The 14,037-nt window shown below is 70.2% G+C and carries 11 protein-coding genes; 8 read left to right on the plus strand and 3 right to left on the minus strand.

Features of this window, described 5'->3' with window-relative positions:
- Positions 1 to 215: 215 nt before the first annotated feature.
- Entirely contained in the window at positions 216 to 2,204 is a 1,989-nt protein-coding gene (locus ACFYM6_RS15485; RefSeq protein ID WP_387275853.1) for an NPCBM/NEW2 domain-containing protein, read from the plus strand.
- Positions 2,205 to 2,269: 65 nt separating this feature from the next.
- On the opposite strand, the gene ACFYM6_RS15490 is transcribed toward ACFYM6_RS15485, so the two are convergent.
- A complete protein-coding gene (locus tag ACFYM6_RS15490) occupies positions 2,270 to 3,721 on the minus strand; it encodes a Gfo/Idh/MocA family oxidoreductase (protein WP_387275855.1) in 1,452 nt (483 codons plus the stop codon).
- 238 nt (positions 3,722 to 3,959) lie between these two features.
- Between ACFYM6_RS15490 and ACFYM6_RS15495 the strand changes: the two genes are divergently transcribed.
- The 7 genes from ACFYM6_RS15495 to ACFYM6_RS15525 all read left to right on the plus strand — a co-directional run bounded on the left by ACFYM6_RS15495 (position 3,960) and on the right by ACFYM6_RS15525 (position 10,756).
- Positions 3,960 to 4,871, plus strand: coding sequence for an SIS domain-containing protein (locus ACFYM6_RS15495; protein WP_387275856.1), 912 nt, complete (start codon positions 3,960 to 3,962; stop codon positions 4,869 to 4,871).
- On the plus strand, positions 4,868 to 5,782 hold the full coding sequence (locus ACFYM6_RS15500; RefSeq protein WP_387275857.1) for a 1-phosphofructokinase family hexose kinase: 915 nt from the start codon (positions 4,868 to 4,870) through the stop codon (positions 5,780 to 5,782). The genes ACFYM6_RS15495 and ACFYM6_RS15500 overlap by 4 nt, the downstream gene beginning before the upstream one ends.
- Positions 5,782 to 6,672: a ketose-bisphosphate aldolase gene (locus tag ACFYM6_RS15505; RefSeq protein WP_387275859.1), complete on the plus strand. Its 891-nt coding sequence runs from the start codon at positions 5,782 to 5,784 to the stop codon at positions 6,670 to 6,672. Before ACFYM6_RS15500 ends, ACFYM6_RS15505 begins: the two co-directional genes overlap by 1 nt.
- 149 nt (positions 6,673 to 6,821) lie before the next feature.
- Positions 6,822 to 8,054 (plus strand): extracellular solute-binding protein, encoded by a 1,233-nt coding sequence (locus ACFYM6_RS15510; RefSeq protein ID WP_387275860.1) that lies wholly within the window; start codon positions 6,822 to 6,824, stop codon positions 8,052 to 8,054.
- Positions 8,055 to 8,088: 34 nt separating this feature from the next.
- Positions 8,089 to 9,015 carry a carbohydrate ABC transporter permease gene (locus tag ACFYM6_RS15515; RefSeq protein WP_387275862.1) on the plus strand — a complete coding sequence of 309 codons (927 nt, stop codon included), beginning with the start codon at positions 8,089 to 8,091 and terminating at the stop codon, positions 9,013 to 9,015.
- A 2-nt stretch (positions 9,016 to 9,017) separates the two neighbouring features.
- Complete coding sequence (locus ACFYM6_RS15520) at positions 9,018 to 9,926, plus strand: carbohydrate ABC transporter permease (RefSeq protein ID WP_387275864.1); 909 nt, start codon at positions 9,018 to 9,020, stop codon at positions 9,924 to 9,926.
- Entirely contained in the window at positions 9,923 to 10,756 is an 834-nt protein-coding gene (locus tag ACFYM6_RS15525) for a DeoR/GlpR family DNA-binding transcription regulator (protein WP_387275866.1), read from the plus strand. The genes ACFYM6_RS15520 and ACFYM6_RS15525 overlap by 4 nt, the downstream gene beginning before the upstream one ends.
- A 37-nt stretch (positions 10,757 to 10,793) precedes the next feature.
- On the opposite strand, the gene ACFYM6_RS15530 is transcribed toward ACFYM6_RS15525, so the two are convergent.
- Both ACFYM6_RS15530 and ACFYM6_RS15535 read right to left on the minus strand, forming a co-directional pair.
- On the minus strand, positions 10,794 to 12,218 hold the full coding sequence (locus tag ACFYM6_RS15530; RefSeq protein WP_387275868.1) for an ATP-binding protein: 1,425 nt from the start codon (positions 12,216 to 12,218) through the stop codon (positions 10,794 to 10,796).
- A complete protein-coding gene (locus ACFYM6_RS15535) occupies positions 12,215 to 13,873 on the minus strand; it encodes an FAD-dependent oxidoreductase (protein ID WP_387275870.1) in 1,659 nt (552 codons plus the stop codon). The genes ACFYM6_RS15530 and ACFYM6_RS15535 overlap by 4 nt, the downstream gene beginning before the upstream one ends.
- Positions 13,874 to 14,037 lie beyond the last annotated feature (164 nt).

Here is a 14,037-nt window from a genome sequence, read left to right on the forward strand (position 1 = left end):
TGTCGTTCTCCTCGCCGCACATGAACATGCGGAAACGCCTCCGGGACCGGCGGGATCTGATCGCGCCGATCCGGCCTTGGTTCCACCGGGTACGCCTGGGCGTCGGGCCGCGTCGAAGCGTCAAACATTTTCGCACACGTGTTGACGTAACCGCACAGATACATTTACGTTCTTACATAGATCTGCATCGCACCAGCCGCCCCTCAGGAGCCGCCATGCGAACAGTTGCCACCACCGCCCTCGCTCTCGTCCTCGCCATGACCGTCACCGTCCCGGCGTCCGCCGCAACGTCGGTCCACGACGTGACCGCAGCGCCGGCGGCCGAACCGATCCTGGCGGCGACGCCACCGCTCGGTTGGAACAGCTGGAACACCTTCGCCTGCGACATCAACGAGAAGCTGATCCGCGACACCGCCGACGCGATGGTCTCGTCCGGGATGGCCGCGGCCGGCTACCAGTACGTCAACATCGACGACTGCTGGGCCGAGCAGGAGCGCGACCCGGCGTCCGGGAAGTACGTTCCCCACCACGAACGGTTCCCCAGCGGCATCAAGGCGCTGGCGGACTATGTCCATGCCAAGGGGCTCAAGCTCGGCATCTACACCAGCGCCGGCACCGAGACCTGCGCTCGCACGATGCCGGGCAGCCTCGGCCACGAGGAACTGGACGCCCAGACGTTCGCCGACTGGGGCGTCGACTACCTCAAGTACGACAACTGCAACAACCAGGGCGTCCCCGCGCAACAGCGGTACCAGGCGATGGGTGACGCGCTGAAGAAGACCGGCCGGCCGATCGTGTACAGCATCTGCGAGTGGGGCGCCAACCAGCCGTGGCTGTGGGGTGACTCCGTCGGTGGCGACCTGTGGCGGACCACCGGCGACATCACCGACTCCTGGCCGAGCGTGATGTCGATCCTCGACCAACAGGTCGGGCTGGAGGCGTACTCCGGTCCGGGCGCCTGGAACGACCCGGACATGCTCGAGGTGGGCAATCCTGGCCTGACGCAGGGCGAGAGCCGCGCCCACATGAGCCTCTGGGCGGTGCTGAACGCGCCGCTGATCGCGGGCAACGACATCCGCTCGATGCCGGCGTGGGCACGCAACCAGCTGACCGATCCGGACCTGCTCGCGGTCAACCAGGACTGGAGCGGGCGCCAGGGCGCGAAGCTGCGGGACTCCGGCGACACCGAGGTGTGGACCAAGAAGATGTCGGACGGCTCGGTCGCCGTCGTCCTGCTCAACCGGGCCTCCACGCCGGCCGTGCTCGGCACCACCGCGGCCGAGCTCGGGCTGCCGCCGGCCGACACCGGGTACGCGGTGCGGAACCTGTGGACCAACACCACGCCCGTCTCCGCTGGCACGATCCGCGCCCAGGTCCCGGGGCACGATGCGGTGATGCTGCGGGTCAGCCCCGGCGGGAAGGGCCTGCCGCCGATGGTCGTGGTCGAGGCCACGCCGGGGAAGCCGTACGTCGACGGCGCCGAGGCGAACACCGTCACGGTGAAGGTCCACAACGACGGCACGACCGCCGTCACGAGGGCCCGGCTGCTGCTGACCGCGCCGGAGGGGTGGGCCGCGACGGCGACCGGGCCGACCCAGGTCGGCTCGATCGGTCCCGGCACGACCGGTACGGCCACCTGGTCGCTCACCGCGGACCGACCCGACCTCGGTCCGGTGGACCTGACCGCAAGCGCCAGTTGGACCTGGCGCAACCAGGTGTACGGCGGCACGGCAGCCGGACGGTTCACCGTGGCGACCGCACCCCCGGCCGGCTCGTCGCAGCTGTCCGACCTGACCTGGCTGTACGCCGAGAACGGCTGGGGCCCGGTCGAGAAGGACCGGAGCAACGGCGAGACGGCCCCCGGGGACGGTAAGCCGTTGACGATCGCGGGCACCGTCTACCCGAAGGGCCTCGGCACCCACGCGCCGGGCAGGATCGGCTACTTCCTCGGCGCGCGCTGCAGCCGGTTCACCGTCACCGTCGGGATCGACGACGAGGTCGGTGACCGGGGCCGGGTCGGCTTCGAGGTGTGGGGAGACGGTGTCAAGCTCACCGGTGCCGAGGCCACCGGAGCGGGCGCCGGCGTACCGCTGGACCTCGCGGTCAGCGGGGTGGACGTCATCGAACTTCGGACGGACACGCTCGACGGCGCCAACTACGATCACGCCGACTGGGCGGCCCCGATGATCACCTGCACCCCTTGATCGGTCCGACGGCAGGCTCCGCACCCCGGGGAGCCTGCCGTCGGCACGTGCTTGCTCGGCCTGCGTCAGTTCTTGTCCAGCACCGGGTCCTCGGGCTTCGGCCGGTCGAACGTGGGTCGCGCCGCCTGCCAGTGGCCGCGGGTGAAGTCGGGCACCTTGACCGGATGCATCCGGCCGGTCTTCAACGACTCGTGGCTGAGCGGGATCACCGAGCACCACGCCGCCGAGTCGTAGACGTCGATGTCGGGGGTCATCCCGAGGCGCATCGTCTGGACGAGACGCCAGATGGCGATGAAGTCCCCGCCGCCGTGGCCGCCGTACTGGCCGGCCAGGCTCTCCAGCGTCGGCCACAACCAGTGGTCGTGCTGCCGCAGGATCGTGTTGTACTCGTTGCCGGTCCGCCAGCTGTGGTTGCTGTGCCCGAGCGACTCGAGGTAGACCCGGGCGTTGTCGAGCTCGATCGTCCCTCGGGTGCCGGTGAGCGTGGTCTCCCTGCTGTACGGGTGCGGGGAGTTCACGTCGTGCTCCACCCGGATGAACCGTCCGCTGGTCGTGGTGACGAAGCAGGTGTGCCGGTCGCCGGAGATGTAGGGCTCGTCATCCCAGGACGGGTGGTCGGGGCCGACCCGGGGGTCCTCGGCGCGGAAGAGCGCCAGCGCCTTAGGCAGGGACGCCACGGAGATCAGTTCCTCGAACCGGTCGCCGCGGTTGATGCCCAGGGTGGCCGACACCGGCCCCAGGCCGTGGGTGGGGTAGTGCGAGGCGTTCATCCTGGTCTGCCAGCGGCGCCGCCAATGCTCGGGGTAGTAGGCGCCGCCGAACGTGTACGGCCAGCGCAGGTCGTGGACGTATCCGCCGGAGGCGTGCTGCAGGTCGCCGAAGATCCCCTGCCGGGCCATGTTGAACATCGCCATCTCGGGGCGGAAGTAGTTGACGTTCTCCAGCAGCAGGCAGTGCTTCCTGGTCCGCTCCGAGGTGCGCACCAGATCCCAGATCTGATCGAGGTACGGCGCGATCGGCAACTCCACGGCGACGTGCTTGCCGTGCTCCATGGCGGCCTTGGCCATGGGGTAGTGCCACTCCCAGGGGGTGGCGATGTAGATGAGGTCGATGTCGTCGCGGCGGACCAGGTTGAGGTAGTCCTCCTCCCCCGCCGAGTAGCCGGCCGGCGGTGCGTCCTGGAAGCCTTGCTGCATGATCCGGCCGATGGTGCGGCTTACCCGCTCGGGCCGGATGTCGCAGACCGCGGTGACCGTGCCGACCGCGCCGAACCGCCGGTCCTGGTCGCCGCCGCGGTTGCCGAGGCCGATGAGCCCGATGCGGACTCGATCGAACCCTTCGAACGGGACGTTGGTCATGCTCTTCTCGTCGCTGCCGCGGCGCGGTTCGGTGCCGGTGGCGCCGTCGGCGGCTGCGGGGGCGCCCACCGCGCCGCTCAGGCCGGCGGCGGCACCCAGCACGACACCGGACCGGAGCAGGTCACGACGGGACGGATTGAAGTGAGCGGATGGGGCCACGTGATCACTCCTCTGTGACGGAGACTGATCGAACCTGCCAAGTTGCTCTTGATATCGAGCAGTGTCGTTCAAAAGCTCATCGATGACAAGGGCCTGCGCCGCAAGAGCCTCGGCCACCGTGGAATGCCGCGTGACGGATTGCCCAAGTGGCTGTCGTCGATTTACGCTCGGATCGCTGCCGAACCGCGCGGTTTCGCGCGCTCCGAGGAGTTCGTTGCGAGCAGCAGGTCGGAGTGTCATGACACACGTCGATGAGGAAATCGCCAGCCAGCCCGAGTGCTGGCAACGGGCCATCGCGCTCGCGGGCTCAAGCACCGAACAGCTGCCCCGGCGCGGCGAGCGGGTCGCCGTCGTCGGCTGCGGCACGTCCTGGTTCATGGCGATGGCGTACGCGGGACTGCGCGAACGGGCCGGCCTCGGCGAGACGGACGCGTTCGCGGCGTCGGAGTTCCCGCGGCAGCGCCGCTACGACCGGGTGGTGGTGATCAGCCGGTCCGGCACGACGAGCGAGGTGCTCGACGTCCTGCGCGCCATCGCAGCCGACACCCGCAGCACAGGCATCATCGGCGACCCGAGGTCCCCGGCCGTGGCCCTGGTGGACGACCCGGTCTGCCTGCCGTTCGCCGACGAGAAGTCCGTGGTGCAGACCCGGTTCGCCACGACCGCGCTGGCGGTGCTCCGCGCGCCTTTCGGTGAGAGCCTCGACCAGGCGGTCCACGACGCGGCGGAAGCCCTGACGGCACCGCTCCCGCTGGACCCCACCACGCTGGAACAGGTCACGTTCGTCGGTCGGGACTGGACGGTCGGCCTCGCCCACGAGGCAGGGCTCAAGTGCCGTGAAGCCGCCCGCTTCTGGGCGGAGGCGTACCCGGCCATGGACTACCGGCACGGCCCGATCGCCATTGCCGGCCCCGGCCGGGCGGTGTGGGCGTTCGGGGCCGTGCCGGCGGGGCTGCCGGAGGAGGTGGCCGGCACCGGCGCCGCTTTCGTCCACTCCGTACGCGATCCGATGGCCGAGCTGATCCTCGCGCAGCGGCTGGCCGTCGCCCTGGCCCGCCGCCGGGGCCTCGACCCGGACGCGCCACGCCACCTGACCCGCTCGGTGATCCTGACCGGAGGCCAGACCGCCGGTGCGGGGCTCGACGGATGATCCTCACCGTCACGCTGAACGCCGCGCTCGACGTGACGTACCGCATCCCCGCCCTCGTGCCGGGCAGCACCCACCGGGTCGCGGAGGTGGCCGAGCGGGCGGGCGGCAAGGGCGTCAACGTGGCCCGCGTCCTGCGTGCCCTCGGCGACCCGGTCGTCGCGACCGGGCTGGCGGGCGGCGCCTGCGGCGCGCGGATCCGGTCCCTGCTCGCCGACGAAGGGGTTAGGGAGGCGTTCGTGCCGATCGCGGCCGAGTCCCGGCGCACGGTGGTCGTGGCCGAACCGGACGCGGCGACCGGGCTGTGGGAACCCGGGCCGATGGTCAGCCCGGACGAGTGGGGCGCCTTCCTCAGCCGGTTCGCCGACCTGGTACGCGGCGCGGCGGTGGTCGTGCTCTCCGGCTCCCTGCCGCCAGGTGTACCAGCTGATGCGTACCGCGCGTTGATCGGGGCGGCCCGCGACGCCAACGCCCTGACGGTGCTGGACAGCAGCGGTGAGCCGTTGCGGCACGGCCTGAGCGCGCGCCCCGATCTGGTCAAGCCAAATGCCGAGGAGCTGGCCGGCCTCGTCGGGCAGGCACTCCCCCGGCCGGCTGCGGCCGTCACCGCGGTACGCGCGCTCGAAGCGCGTTCCGTCGTGGCCTCGTTCGGCCCGGCGGGACTGCTCGCCCGGACCGGACAGGGCAGCTGGCACGGGTTCCTGCCGCATCCGGTCGCCGGCAACCCGACCGGGGCGGGGGACGCCTGCGTCGCCGCCCTGGCTCACGGCATGATCCACCGTCGGCCCTGGCCGGAACGGCTCACCGATGCGGTGGCGCTGTCCGCGGCGGCGGTGCGGGCGCCGGTGGCGGGAAGCGTGGACCTGTCCGACTACCGGCGGCTGCGCCGGGCTGTGACCCTCAAGGAGCTGTGATGGCGCTGGTGCCGACCGGACAGATCGTCGCCGCCGGGCCGGTCTGCGCGTTCAACGTGATCAGCCTGGAGCACGCCGAGGCGATCGTCGCCGGCGCGGAGGCCGCGGCGCGACCGGTGATCCTGCAGATCAGCGAGAACGCCGTACGGTTCCACGACTCTCGGCTCGCCCCGATCGCCGCCGCGACCCGGGCCGTCGCGGCGTCGGCCACGGTCGACGTGGCGCTGCACCTCGACCATGTCGTCTCCCCCGACCTGTGGCGCCAGGCCGCGGAGCACGGCTTCGGCTCGATCATGGTCGACGCATCGAGGTTGCCGTACCGGGAGAACGTCGCGACGACCCGGGCGGTCGCCGAATTCGCCCACGCCCGGGGACTGTGGGTCGAGGCCGAGTTGGGCACGATCGGTGGTAAGGACGGCGAGCCGCCGGTGGACCCGCACGCCCCCGGTGCCCGCACCGATCCGGCCGAGGCGGCGTCGTACGTGGCGCGGACCGGTGTGGACGCCCTCGCTGTCGCGGTCGGGTCCACGCACGCCATGACCACCCGCAGCGCCGTGCTGGACCACACCCTGATCGGGCGGCTGCGGGCCGAGATAGCGGTGCCGCTGGTGCTGCACGGCTCGTCCGGCGTGCCCGATGAGGAACTGGGCCGGGCCGTGCGCGGTGGCATCGTCAAGGTGAACATCGGTACGGCGCTGAACGTGGCCTTCACCGGCGCCGTGCGCGGCGCCCTGGCCGCGCACCCCGAGCTGGTCGACCCGCGCCGGTATCTGGCGCCGGCCCGGGAGGCGATGGCCGAGAGGGTGACCCATTTCTGCCGACTCGTGTCCGGCGGGGCCAACCCGCAGGCATCGATGGCCGGACGAGCGCCGACCGTGACCGAATCGTGAGCGGTTGGTCTTGACGTCGATCGACCGGCGTCACAGAATCGCAAGAGCAGCGCGATCATGAATGATTAGCGCGTTAGTCGGTCAAGAACAATCAGCGACACCCGGATCTGATCACAGCTGTTCATGGTCCATCCATCATGGAGGCAGAGATGAAACGGTTCCTGCGCCTGTCGGCGGCAGTCGCGCTCGCCGCCCTGACCATGACCGCCTGCGGTTTCGGCGGCAAGGACGACGCGAGCGGCGACAGCAGGAAGCTGTCGCTGCTGGTCCCCAGCTACAGCAACGGCACCAAGGCCCTCTGGGAGGGCATCATCGCCGACTTCCAGGCGAAGCACTCGGACATCACCGTCAACCTCGAGATCCAGTCCTGGGACAACATCAACGACGTCATCCGCACCAAGGTGCAGGCGAAGGCGACGCCGGACATCCTCAACATCGACGCCTTCTCCGGCTTCGCCTCCGACGACCTGCTCTACCCCGCCGCCGACGTGGTCTCCCCCGACATCCTGGCCGACTTCCAGGATTCCTTCGCCAAGAACGCCTCGATCGACGGCACCATGTACGGCCTGCCGATGATCGCCTCGGCCCGCACCCTCTTCTACAACCAGGAGTTGCTCGACAAGGCGGGCGTGACCAAGCCCCCGGCAACCTGGCAGGAGCTGTACGACGCCGCACAGAAAATCAAGAACCTCAACGCGGGTGTCTACGGCTACGGCATGCCGCTGGGCAGCGAGGAGGCCCAGGCGGAGACCTCGCTCTGGATCTTCGGCAACGGCGGCTCCTGGAACGAGGGCGACAAGATCACCGTCGACAACCCGCGCAACGTCGAAGCGGTGCAGTTCATGAAGCGGATGATCGACGCCGGGCTCACCCAGCCCGACCCCGGAGCGAGCGACCGCACGCCCATGCTGGACGTGTTCATCCAGGGCAAGATCGCCATGGCTGTCGGCCTGCCTCCGACGGTGGGTCAGATCGCGCAGAAGAACCCGCAGCTCAAGTACGGGACCGCCCCGATTCCCACCAAGGACGGGCAGCCGATGACCCTCGGGGTGGCCGACCACCTCATGGCGTTCAAGAACGACGGCAGCAAGCAGGAGGCGATCAAGGCCTTCCTGGACTACTTCTTCAGCGCCGAGGTCTACCGGAAGTTCGTCGACACGGAGGGCTTCCTGCCCACCACGAAGTCCGGGGCGCAGGCGCTGAAGGACAAGAAGGAGATCGCCAGCTTCCTGGAGGTCCTGCCGGGCGCCAAGTTCTACCCGAGCACCAACCCCCGCTGGGCGGCCACTCAGGGCGCACTGCAGGGCCAGATCGGCCAGATCGGGCAGGGCAAGCAACCTCAGGCCGTGCTCGCCGGCATCCAGGCCAAGGCCGACGCTTAGCAGCGGCCGTCGCACTCATCCCATTGAGGACACGATGAGCGAGCAGAACACCCAGGTGCAGCTGCCGCCCGGCAGGCCCGCACCACCGGCGCGCCGGGAGTTGGTGCGGGCCCTGCCCTGGCTGATGCCCGCGCTGGCCTTGATCCTCACAATCGTCCTGTTCCCCGCCGCCTACATGGTGTGGACGTCCTCCCGGGACGTCTCGCAGGCCGGCGTCGACCGCGGCCCGGCAGGACTCGACAACTTCGTGGCACTGCTGAACTTCCCCGCGCTGGGCAGGGTGTTCACCAACACGATCATCTGGGTCGTCGGCGTGGTCCTCGTGACGCTGCTGATCTCCCTGGCTCTGGCGCAGTTGCTGAACCAGGCCTTCCCCGGCCGGCGCCTGGTCCGGCTGGCGGTGATCGTGCCATGGGCAGCCAGCGTCGTGATGACCTCGACCGTCTTCTACTACGCGCTCGACCCCTTCTACGGCGTGTTCAACCAGTTCCTGGTCGACCTCGGCATCCTCGACGCCGGGTTCGGCTTCACCCGCCGACCGGTGCCCGCGTTCGTGGTGTCCATGGTGGTGGCGGTGTTCGTGTCCCTTCCGTTCACCACCTACACCATCCTCGCGGGCCTGCAGACGGTGCCGGACGACATCGTCGAGGCGGCCCGGATGGACGGCGCCGGGCCCGGGCGCATCTATCGCAGAATCGTGCTGCCCATCCTGCGGCCCGCCATCGCCGTCGCGGTCCTGATCAACATCATCAACGTCTTCAACTCCCTGCCCATCCTGCGCACGATGACCGGCAGCATCCCCGGGTACGACGCCGACACCACGACCACGTTGATCTTCAAGTACGTACAGCAGGACCGGCAGGTCGATCTCGCCAGCGCGCTCAGCGTGGTGAACTTCCTGATCGTCCTCGCGGTGATCGGCATCTACCTGGCGGCTCTCCGACCGATGAGAGACGAGTAGCAGTGGTTACCACGACCCCGGAGACGACCGGCCGACGTGCGGGCGCGAGCGCGGCGGACGCGCACCGAGGCTCCCGACCGCGCCGCCGCCAGGGCCGGCGCTGGACGAAGACGGCCGCCGGCGTGGTGGTGGCGCTGGTGTTCCTGGCGCCGTACCTGGTGATGCTCATCGGGTCCTTCAAGAAGCACGCGGAGATCCTGGGCATACCGCCCACGTACCTGCCGACGGAGTGGATCCCGTCCAACTACCTCACCATGTGGTCCACGCCCGAGGCGCCCCTGCCGTACAACCTGGCCTCCACCCTGATCATCTCGCTCTGCGGGACCATGCTGGTGCTCGCGGTCGCCCTGCCCGCCGCCTACTACACGGCCAAGCACCCGTTTCCCGGCCGCGGGGTGTTCCTGCTGCTCGTGCTGGCCACCCAGATGCTCCAGCCGACCGTGCTGGCACCCGGACTGTTCCGGCAGTTCCTGGCGCTCGGCATCGACGACACCTGGCTGGCGATGATTCTCGTCAACGCCGCCTTCAACCTCAGCTTCGCCGTGTGGATCATGCACAGCTTCTTCGCCGGCCTGCCCAAGGAGATCGACGAGGCGGCACTGGTGGACGGCGCCAGCAAGCTCCAGACGCTACGCCACGTGACCCTGCCGCTGGTCTGGCCCGGCATCGTCACCGCCATCATCTTCACCTTCATCGCCTGCTGGAACGAGTTCGCGGCGAGCCTGGTCATCCTCACCACCGCGGAAAACCAGCCGCTGTCGGTGGCGATCACGAAGTTCGTCGGCCAGTACGACTCCGCGTGGCATTACGTGTTCGCCGTCTCGATAGTTAGCATCGTGCCCGTGGTCATCCTCTTCGCGCTGGTAGAGAAGCGCCTGGTTGCGGGTCTGACGGCGGGAGCCGTGAAATGACCTCGACCGAGACCGCGACGGGGGCCGCCGCGGGCGGCGGGCTGGCCGATCGCGCTCGCCGGCTACAGGCCCTGCTGGAGATCCTGGCCGAGCGGGGCGGGCGGCTCTCCGTCCTCGAGGCCGCCACCGCCTTGCAGGTTTCCGAAGCGACCGTCCGCCGTGATTTCACCGCCCTGGCCGAACAGCACCTGGTGACCCGCACCCACGGTGGCATCGTGGCCAGCTCGGTCGCCTACGATCTGCCGGTCCGCTACCGCCACCGCGGCGACCACAGCACCAAGGAACGCATCGCCGCCACCGCCGCCGGGCTCATCGAACCGGGCAGCGTGGTGGGGTTGAACGGAGGCACCACCACCTCGGCCACCGCCCGGCACATCGCGGCGCGACCCGACCTGGCGCAGGCCACCCACCGGCCGGCCCTGACGGTGGTGACGAACGCGCTGAACATCGCCACCGAGATGGTGCTGCGACCGTCCCTGCGCACGGTCATCCTCGGCGGGGTCGCCCTGCCCCAGTCGTACGAGCTGACCGGGCCGCTGACCAGCATGGTTATGCAGTCCCTGTGGCTGGACACCCTCATCCTCGGCGTCGATGGATTCTCCATCGAGGGGACCTCGTGCCACGACGAGAGCGAGGCGGGCATCGACGCGTTGATGGTCAGCCGGGCCCGCCAGGTAATCGTGGTGGCCGGCTCGGAGAAGCTCGGCCGCCACTCCTTCGCCAAGATCTGTGCCGCATCGGCCGTGCACACCCTGGTCACCGACGACGCCGCCGACGAGAAGGTTGTCGCCGATCTGCGGGCCGCCGGCGTAACGGTGCTCCTGACCTAGGCCCTTTCCACCGATCATGGCCGCGCGCCACGCCCGGCTATCCGGGCGTCATCGGTAGCAGCACGACGAACCGGGTGTCGCCGGGCTGCGACTGCACCCGGATGTCCCCGTGGTGTTTGTTGACGATGATCCGGTAGGAGATGTCCAAGCCGAGGCCGGTGCCTTCGCCGACCGGCTTCGTCGTGTAGAACGGTTCGAAGATGCGCGGCCGGATCTCCGGCGGGACACCGCTGCCGGTGTCGCGGATCTCGACGATCAGCCGGTCTTCCTTGCGGCCGGTCCTGACCGTCAGCGTGCCGGTTTCGCCCATCGCGCCGAGCGCGTTGTCGACCAGGTTGGTCCAGACCTGGTTCAGCTCGGCGGCGTACGCCGGGATGGCCGGCAGGTTCTCGTCGTACTCCTTCACCACCTGCACCCCGGACGGGATCTTGGCCTGGAGCATGACCAGGGTGGCGTCGAGCAGGTCGTGGACGTCGACGGTCTGGTAGGGCGCGCGGTCCAGCTGGGAGTACTGCTTCGCGGCTCCGACGAGCCCGGAGATCCGGCCGACGGCGTCGTCGATCTCGCCCATCAGCAGCTCGGTGTCGATGGTGTACGTGATCCAGTGGATCGCCGACTCCAGGTCGTCGGCGCCGACAGCGGCGTCGACCTGGCTCAGCCACCCCGCGTCGATGCCGCCGGCGACCAGCGTCGGGGCGACCTCCCAGGCTCCCCGGACGCCGTGGTCGTCGAGCCAGTCGGCGAGCTCGTCCTCGGCGTCGCTGGCCGCGAGGGGGGTCAGCGGCGGCGCGGTGGCGGCCCGCTTCACCGCCTCCTCCTGCAGGGCGACGAGGTCGTGCAGGCGCCGGCCGTCGAGCCGACCGTCGGCGATCAGCGCGAGCTTGTGACGCATCTTCGCGACCCGGCCGCGCAGCGCGGAGGTGGCCCGGACCGCGGCCGCCGCCGGATTGTTGAGCTCGTGGGTCAGCCCCGCCGAGAGGGCACCCAGCGCCAGCAGCCGCTCCCGTTCGCCGACGATGGTCTGCGTGTTGCGCATCCCGATGAACAGCCCCTCCAGGAGATGGGTGGCCATCGGGAACCAGGTACGCATCGCCTCGGCGATGATCTCGGCGGGCAGGGCGAACACCTCGCAGTCGGTCACCGCGAAGAGGCTGTTGGCGTACCGCTGCTCGGCCAGGTCACCGACGTACGCCTGCATCGCCCCGCCGTACACGCCGCGCTGGCTGGTCCGGCTGACCTCGACGTCGTCGCCCTGCACCCGGCGGCGCATCGCCACCGTGCCGTCGAGCAGCACGTAGAAGCAGCTCGCCGGCTCGCCCTCGACGTACACGGCCTCGCCGGCGGGGCGCTGTTCGATCCGGCCGTGTTCGGCCAGGTGCGTCAGCTGCTGTGGGGTGAGCGCCTCGAAGAGGAAGAGGCCACGAAGCTCGTCGGGGGTGAGCCGCCCGGGTTCGCTGGTCACTGTGCCTCCAGGTAGCGGTGCACGAGCGACACGGCCATCGCACCCTCGCCGACGGCCGAGGCGACCCGCTTCACCGATTCGGCCCGTACGTCGCCGGCGGCGAAGACCCCGGGCATGCTGGACTCCAGGTGGTACGGGTCGCGCGGCAGGCTCCAGCCTGACGGCCGGCGGCCACCCCTGGTCAGGTCGGGGCCGGTGAGGACGAACCCGCGCGGGTCACGGGCGACCGCGCCGTCGAGCCAGTCGGTGCGGGGCTCCGCTCCGATGAACACGAACAGCCACGAGGTGTCGACGCGGCGGACGTCGCCGCTGCGGATGTCGCGCAGGGTCACCTCCTCGAGGTGTTCCCGGCCGGCCCCGCCGACCACCTCCGTGTGCGGGTGGACTTCGATGTTGTCGATCTGTGCGATCTGCTCGATCAGGTAGCTGGACATCGACCGGGTCAGGTCGGCGCCACGGATCAGCAGGTGCACCCGTCGGGCGTACCGGGAGAAGTGCACGGCGGCCTGGCCGGCGGAGTTCGCTCCGCCCACGATGTAGACGTCCTGCCCGGAGCAGCTCGGCGCCTCGCTCGCCACGGAGCCGTAGAAGCAGCCGCGGCCGGTCAGCTCCGCCAGCCCGGGCGCGGGGAGCATCCGGTACGAGACACCGGTGGCGAGCACGACGGTGTGGGTGGCGATGCTGCTGCCGTCGGCGAACCGCAGCACGCGCGCCGCCCCGGCGTCCTCCAGGGCCACCACCTCGCGGGCGCTGAGCAGTTCGGCGCCGAACCGCAGCGCCTGCCGGCGGGCCCGGTCGGTCAGCTGGGCACCGGAGACGCCATCCGGGAAACCGAGGTAGTTCTCGATCCGGCTGCTCTGCCCGGCCTGCCCGCCGGTGGCCCGCCGCTCGACCAGCACGGTCCGCAGCCCCTCCGAGGCGCCGTAGACGGCGGCGCCGAGCCCGGCCGGGCCGGCCCCGACGACCACCAGGTCGTAGAAGTCCGCGGCCGGCGCCGTGGTCAGCCCCACGTGCGCGGCCAGGTCGGCCTCGCCTGGCTGCACCAGCGACTTGCCATCGGTCGTGACGATCAGGGGTACGTCGTTCGCGGTCACCCCCGCCGCCGCCAGCAACTCGGCGCCCTCGGGTTCGTCGGCGAGCACCCAGCGGAACGGCACCAGGTTGCGGGCCAGGAAATCGCGCGCCTTGAACGAGGGGGCCGACCAGCGGTGCCCGACCACCCGCAGGTCGGCGGTCGGCGCCGCCGCGGTGGCCTGCCACGCCTCGATCAGCGAGTCCAGCACCGGATAGAGCTTCTCCTCCGGCGGATGCCAGGGCTTGAGCAGGTAATGGTCGAGGTCGACCACGTTGATCGCGTTGATCGCCGCGTCGGTGTCGGCGTACGCGGTCAGCAGCACCCGACGCGCCGCCGGGAAGAGATCCATGGCGGCCTCGAGGAACTCGATGCCGGTCAGCTGGGGCATCCGGTAGTCGGCGATCAGCACGGCGACCTGCTCACCGCGCAGTTTCAGCTCGCGCAGCGCCTCCAGCGCCGTCTCCGCGGAGTCGGCTCGTACCACCCGGTAGCGGTCGCCGTAGCGGCGGCGGATGTCGCGGGCGACCGCCCGGGAGACGGCCGGGTCGTCGTCGACGGTGAGGATCGCGGGGTTGGGCATGGCGTCAACTAAAGCACTTCTCGCGAGGTAGGCCCGCGCGGGAAGCCCGGCGGCGATCTGCCCGCGCGCGCGACCGCCGCCCGACTCGGTCAATCGTCCGCGCGACAGCTTCCGGGTCAGAGATTTTGCCGCCGGCGAAAAAATAGACGAACGTGCAACAGCCT

Origin of the sequence: Micromonospora sp. NPDC006431 (assembly GCF_042870725.1) — a bacterium.
Lineage (GTDB): Bacteria > Actinomycetota > Actinomycetes > Mycobacteriales > Micromonosporaceae > Micromonospora.

What these genes read in the sequence shown, in the direction of transcription:
- ACFYM6_RS15485 (WP_387275853.1), top strand. Translation starts at nt 216, where the DNA reads ATGCGAACAGTTGCCACCACCGCCCTCGCTCTCGTCCTCGCCATGACC.
- ACFYM6_RS15495 (WP_387275856.1), top strand. Translation starts at nt 3,960, where the DNA reads ATGACACACGTCGATGAGGAAATCGCCAGCCAGCCCGAGTGCTGGCAA.
- ACFYM6_RS15500 (WP_387275857.1), top strand. Translation starts at nt 4,868, where the DNA reads ATGATCCTCACCGTCACGCTGAACGCCGCGCTCGACGTGACGTACCGC.
- ACFYM6_RS15505 (WP_387275859.1), top strand. Translation starts at nt 5,782, where the DNA reads ATGGCGCTGGTGCCGACCGGACAGATCGTCGCCGCCGGGCCGGTCTGC.
- ACFYM6_RS15510 (WP_387275860.1), top strand. Translation starts at nt 6,822, where the DNA reads ATGAAACGGTTCCTGCGCCTGTCGGCGGCAGTCGCGCTCGCCGCCCTG.
- ACFYM6_RS15515 (WP_387275862.1), top strand. Translation starts at nt 8,089, where the DNA reads ATGAGCGAGCAGAACACCCAGGTGCAGCTGCCGCCCGGCAGGCCCGCA.
- ACFYM6_RS15525 (WP_387275866.1), top strand. Translation starts at nt 9,923, where the DNA reads ATGACCTCGACCGAGACCGCGACGGGGGCCGCCGCGGGCGGCGGGCTG.
- ACFYM6_RS15535 (WP_387275870.1), bottom strand. Translation starts at nt 13,873, where the DNA reads ATGCCCAACCCCGCGATCCTCACCGTCGACGACGACCCGGCCGTCTCC.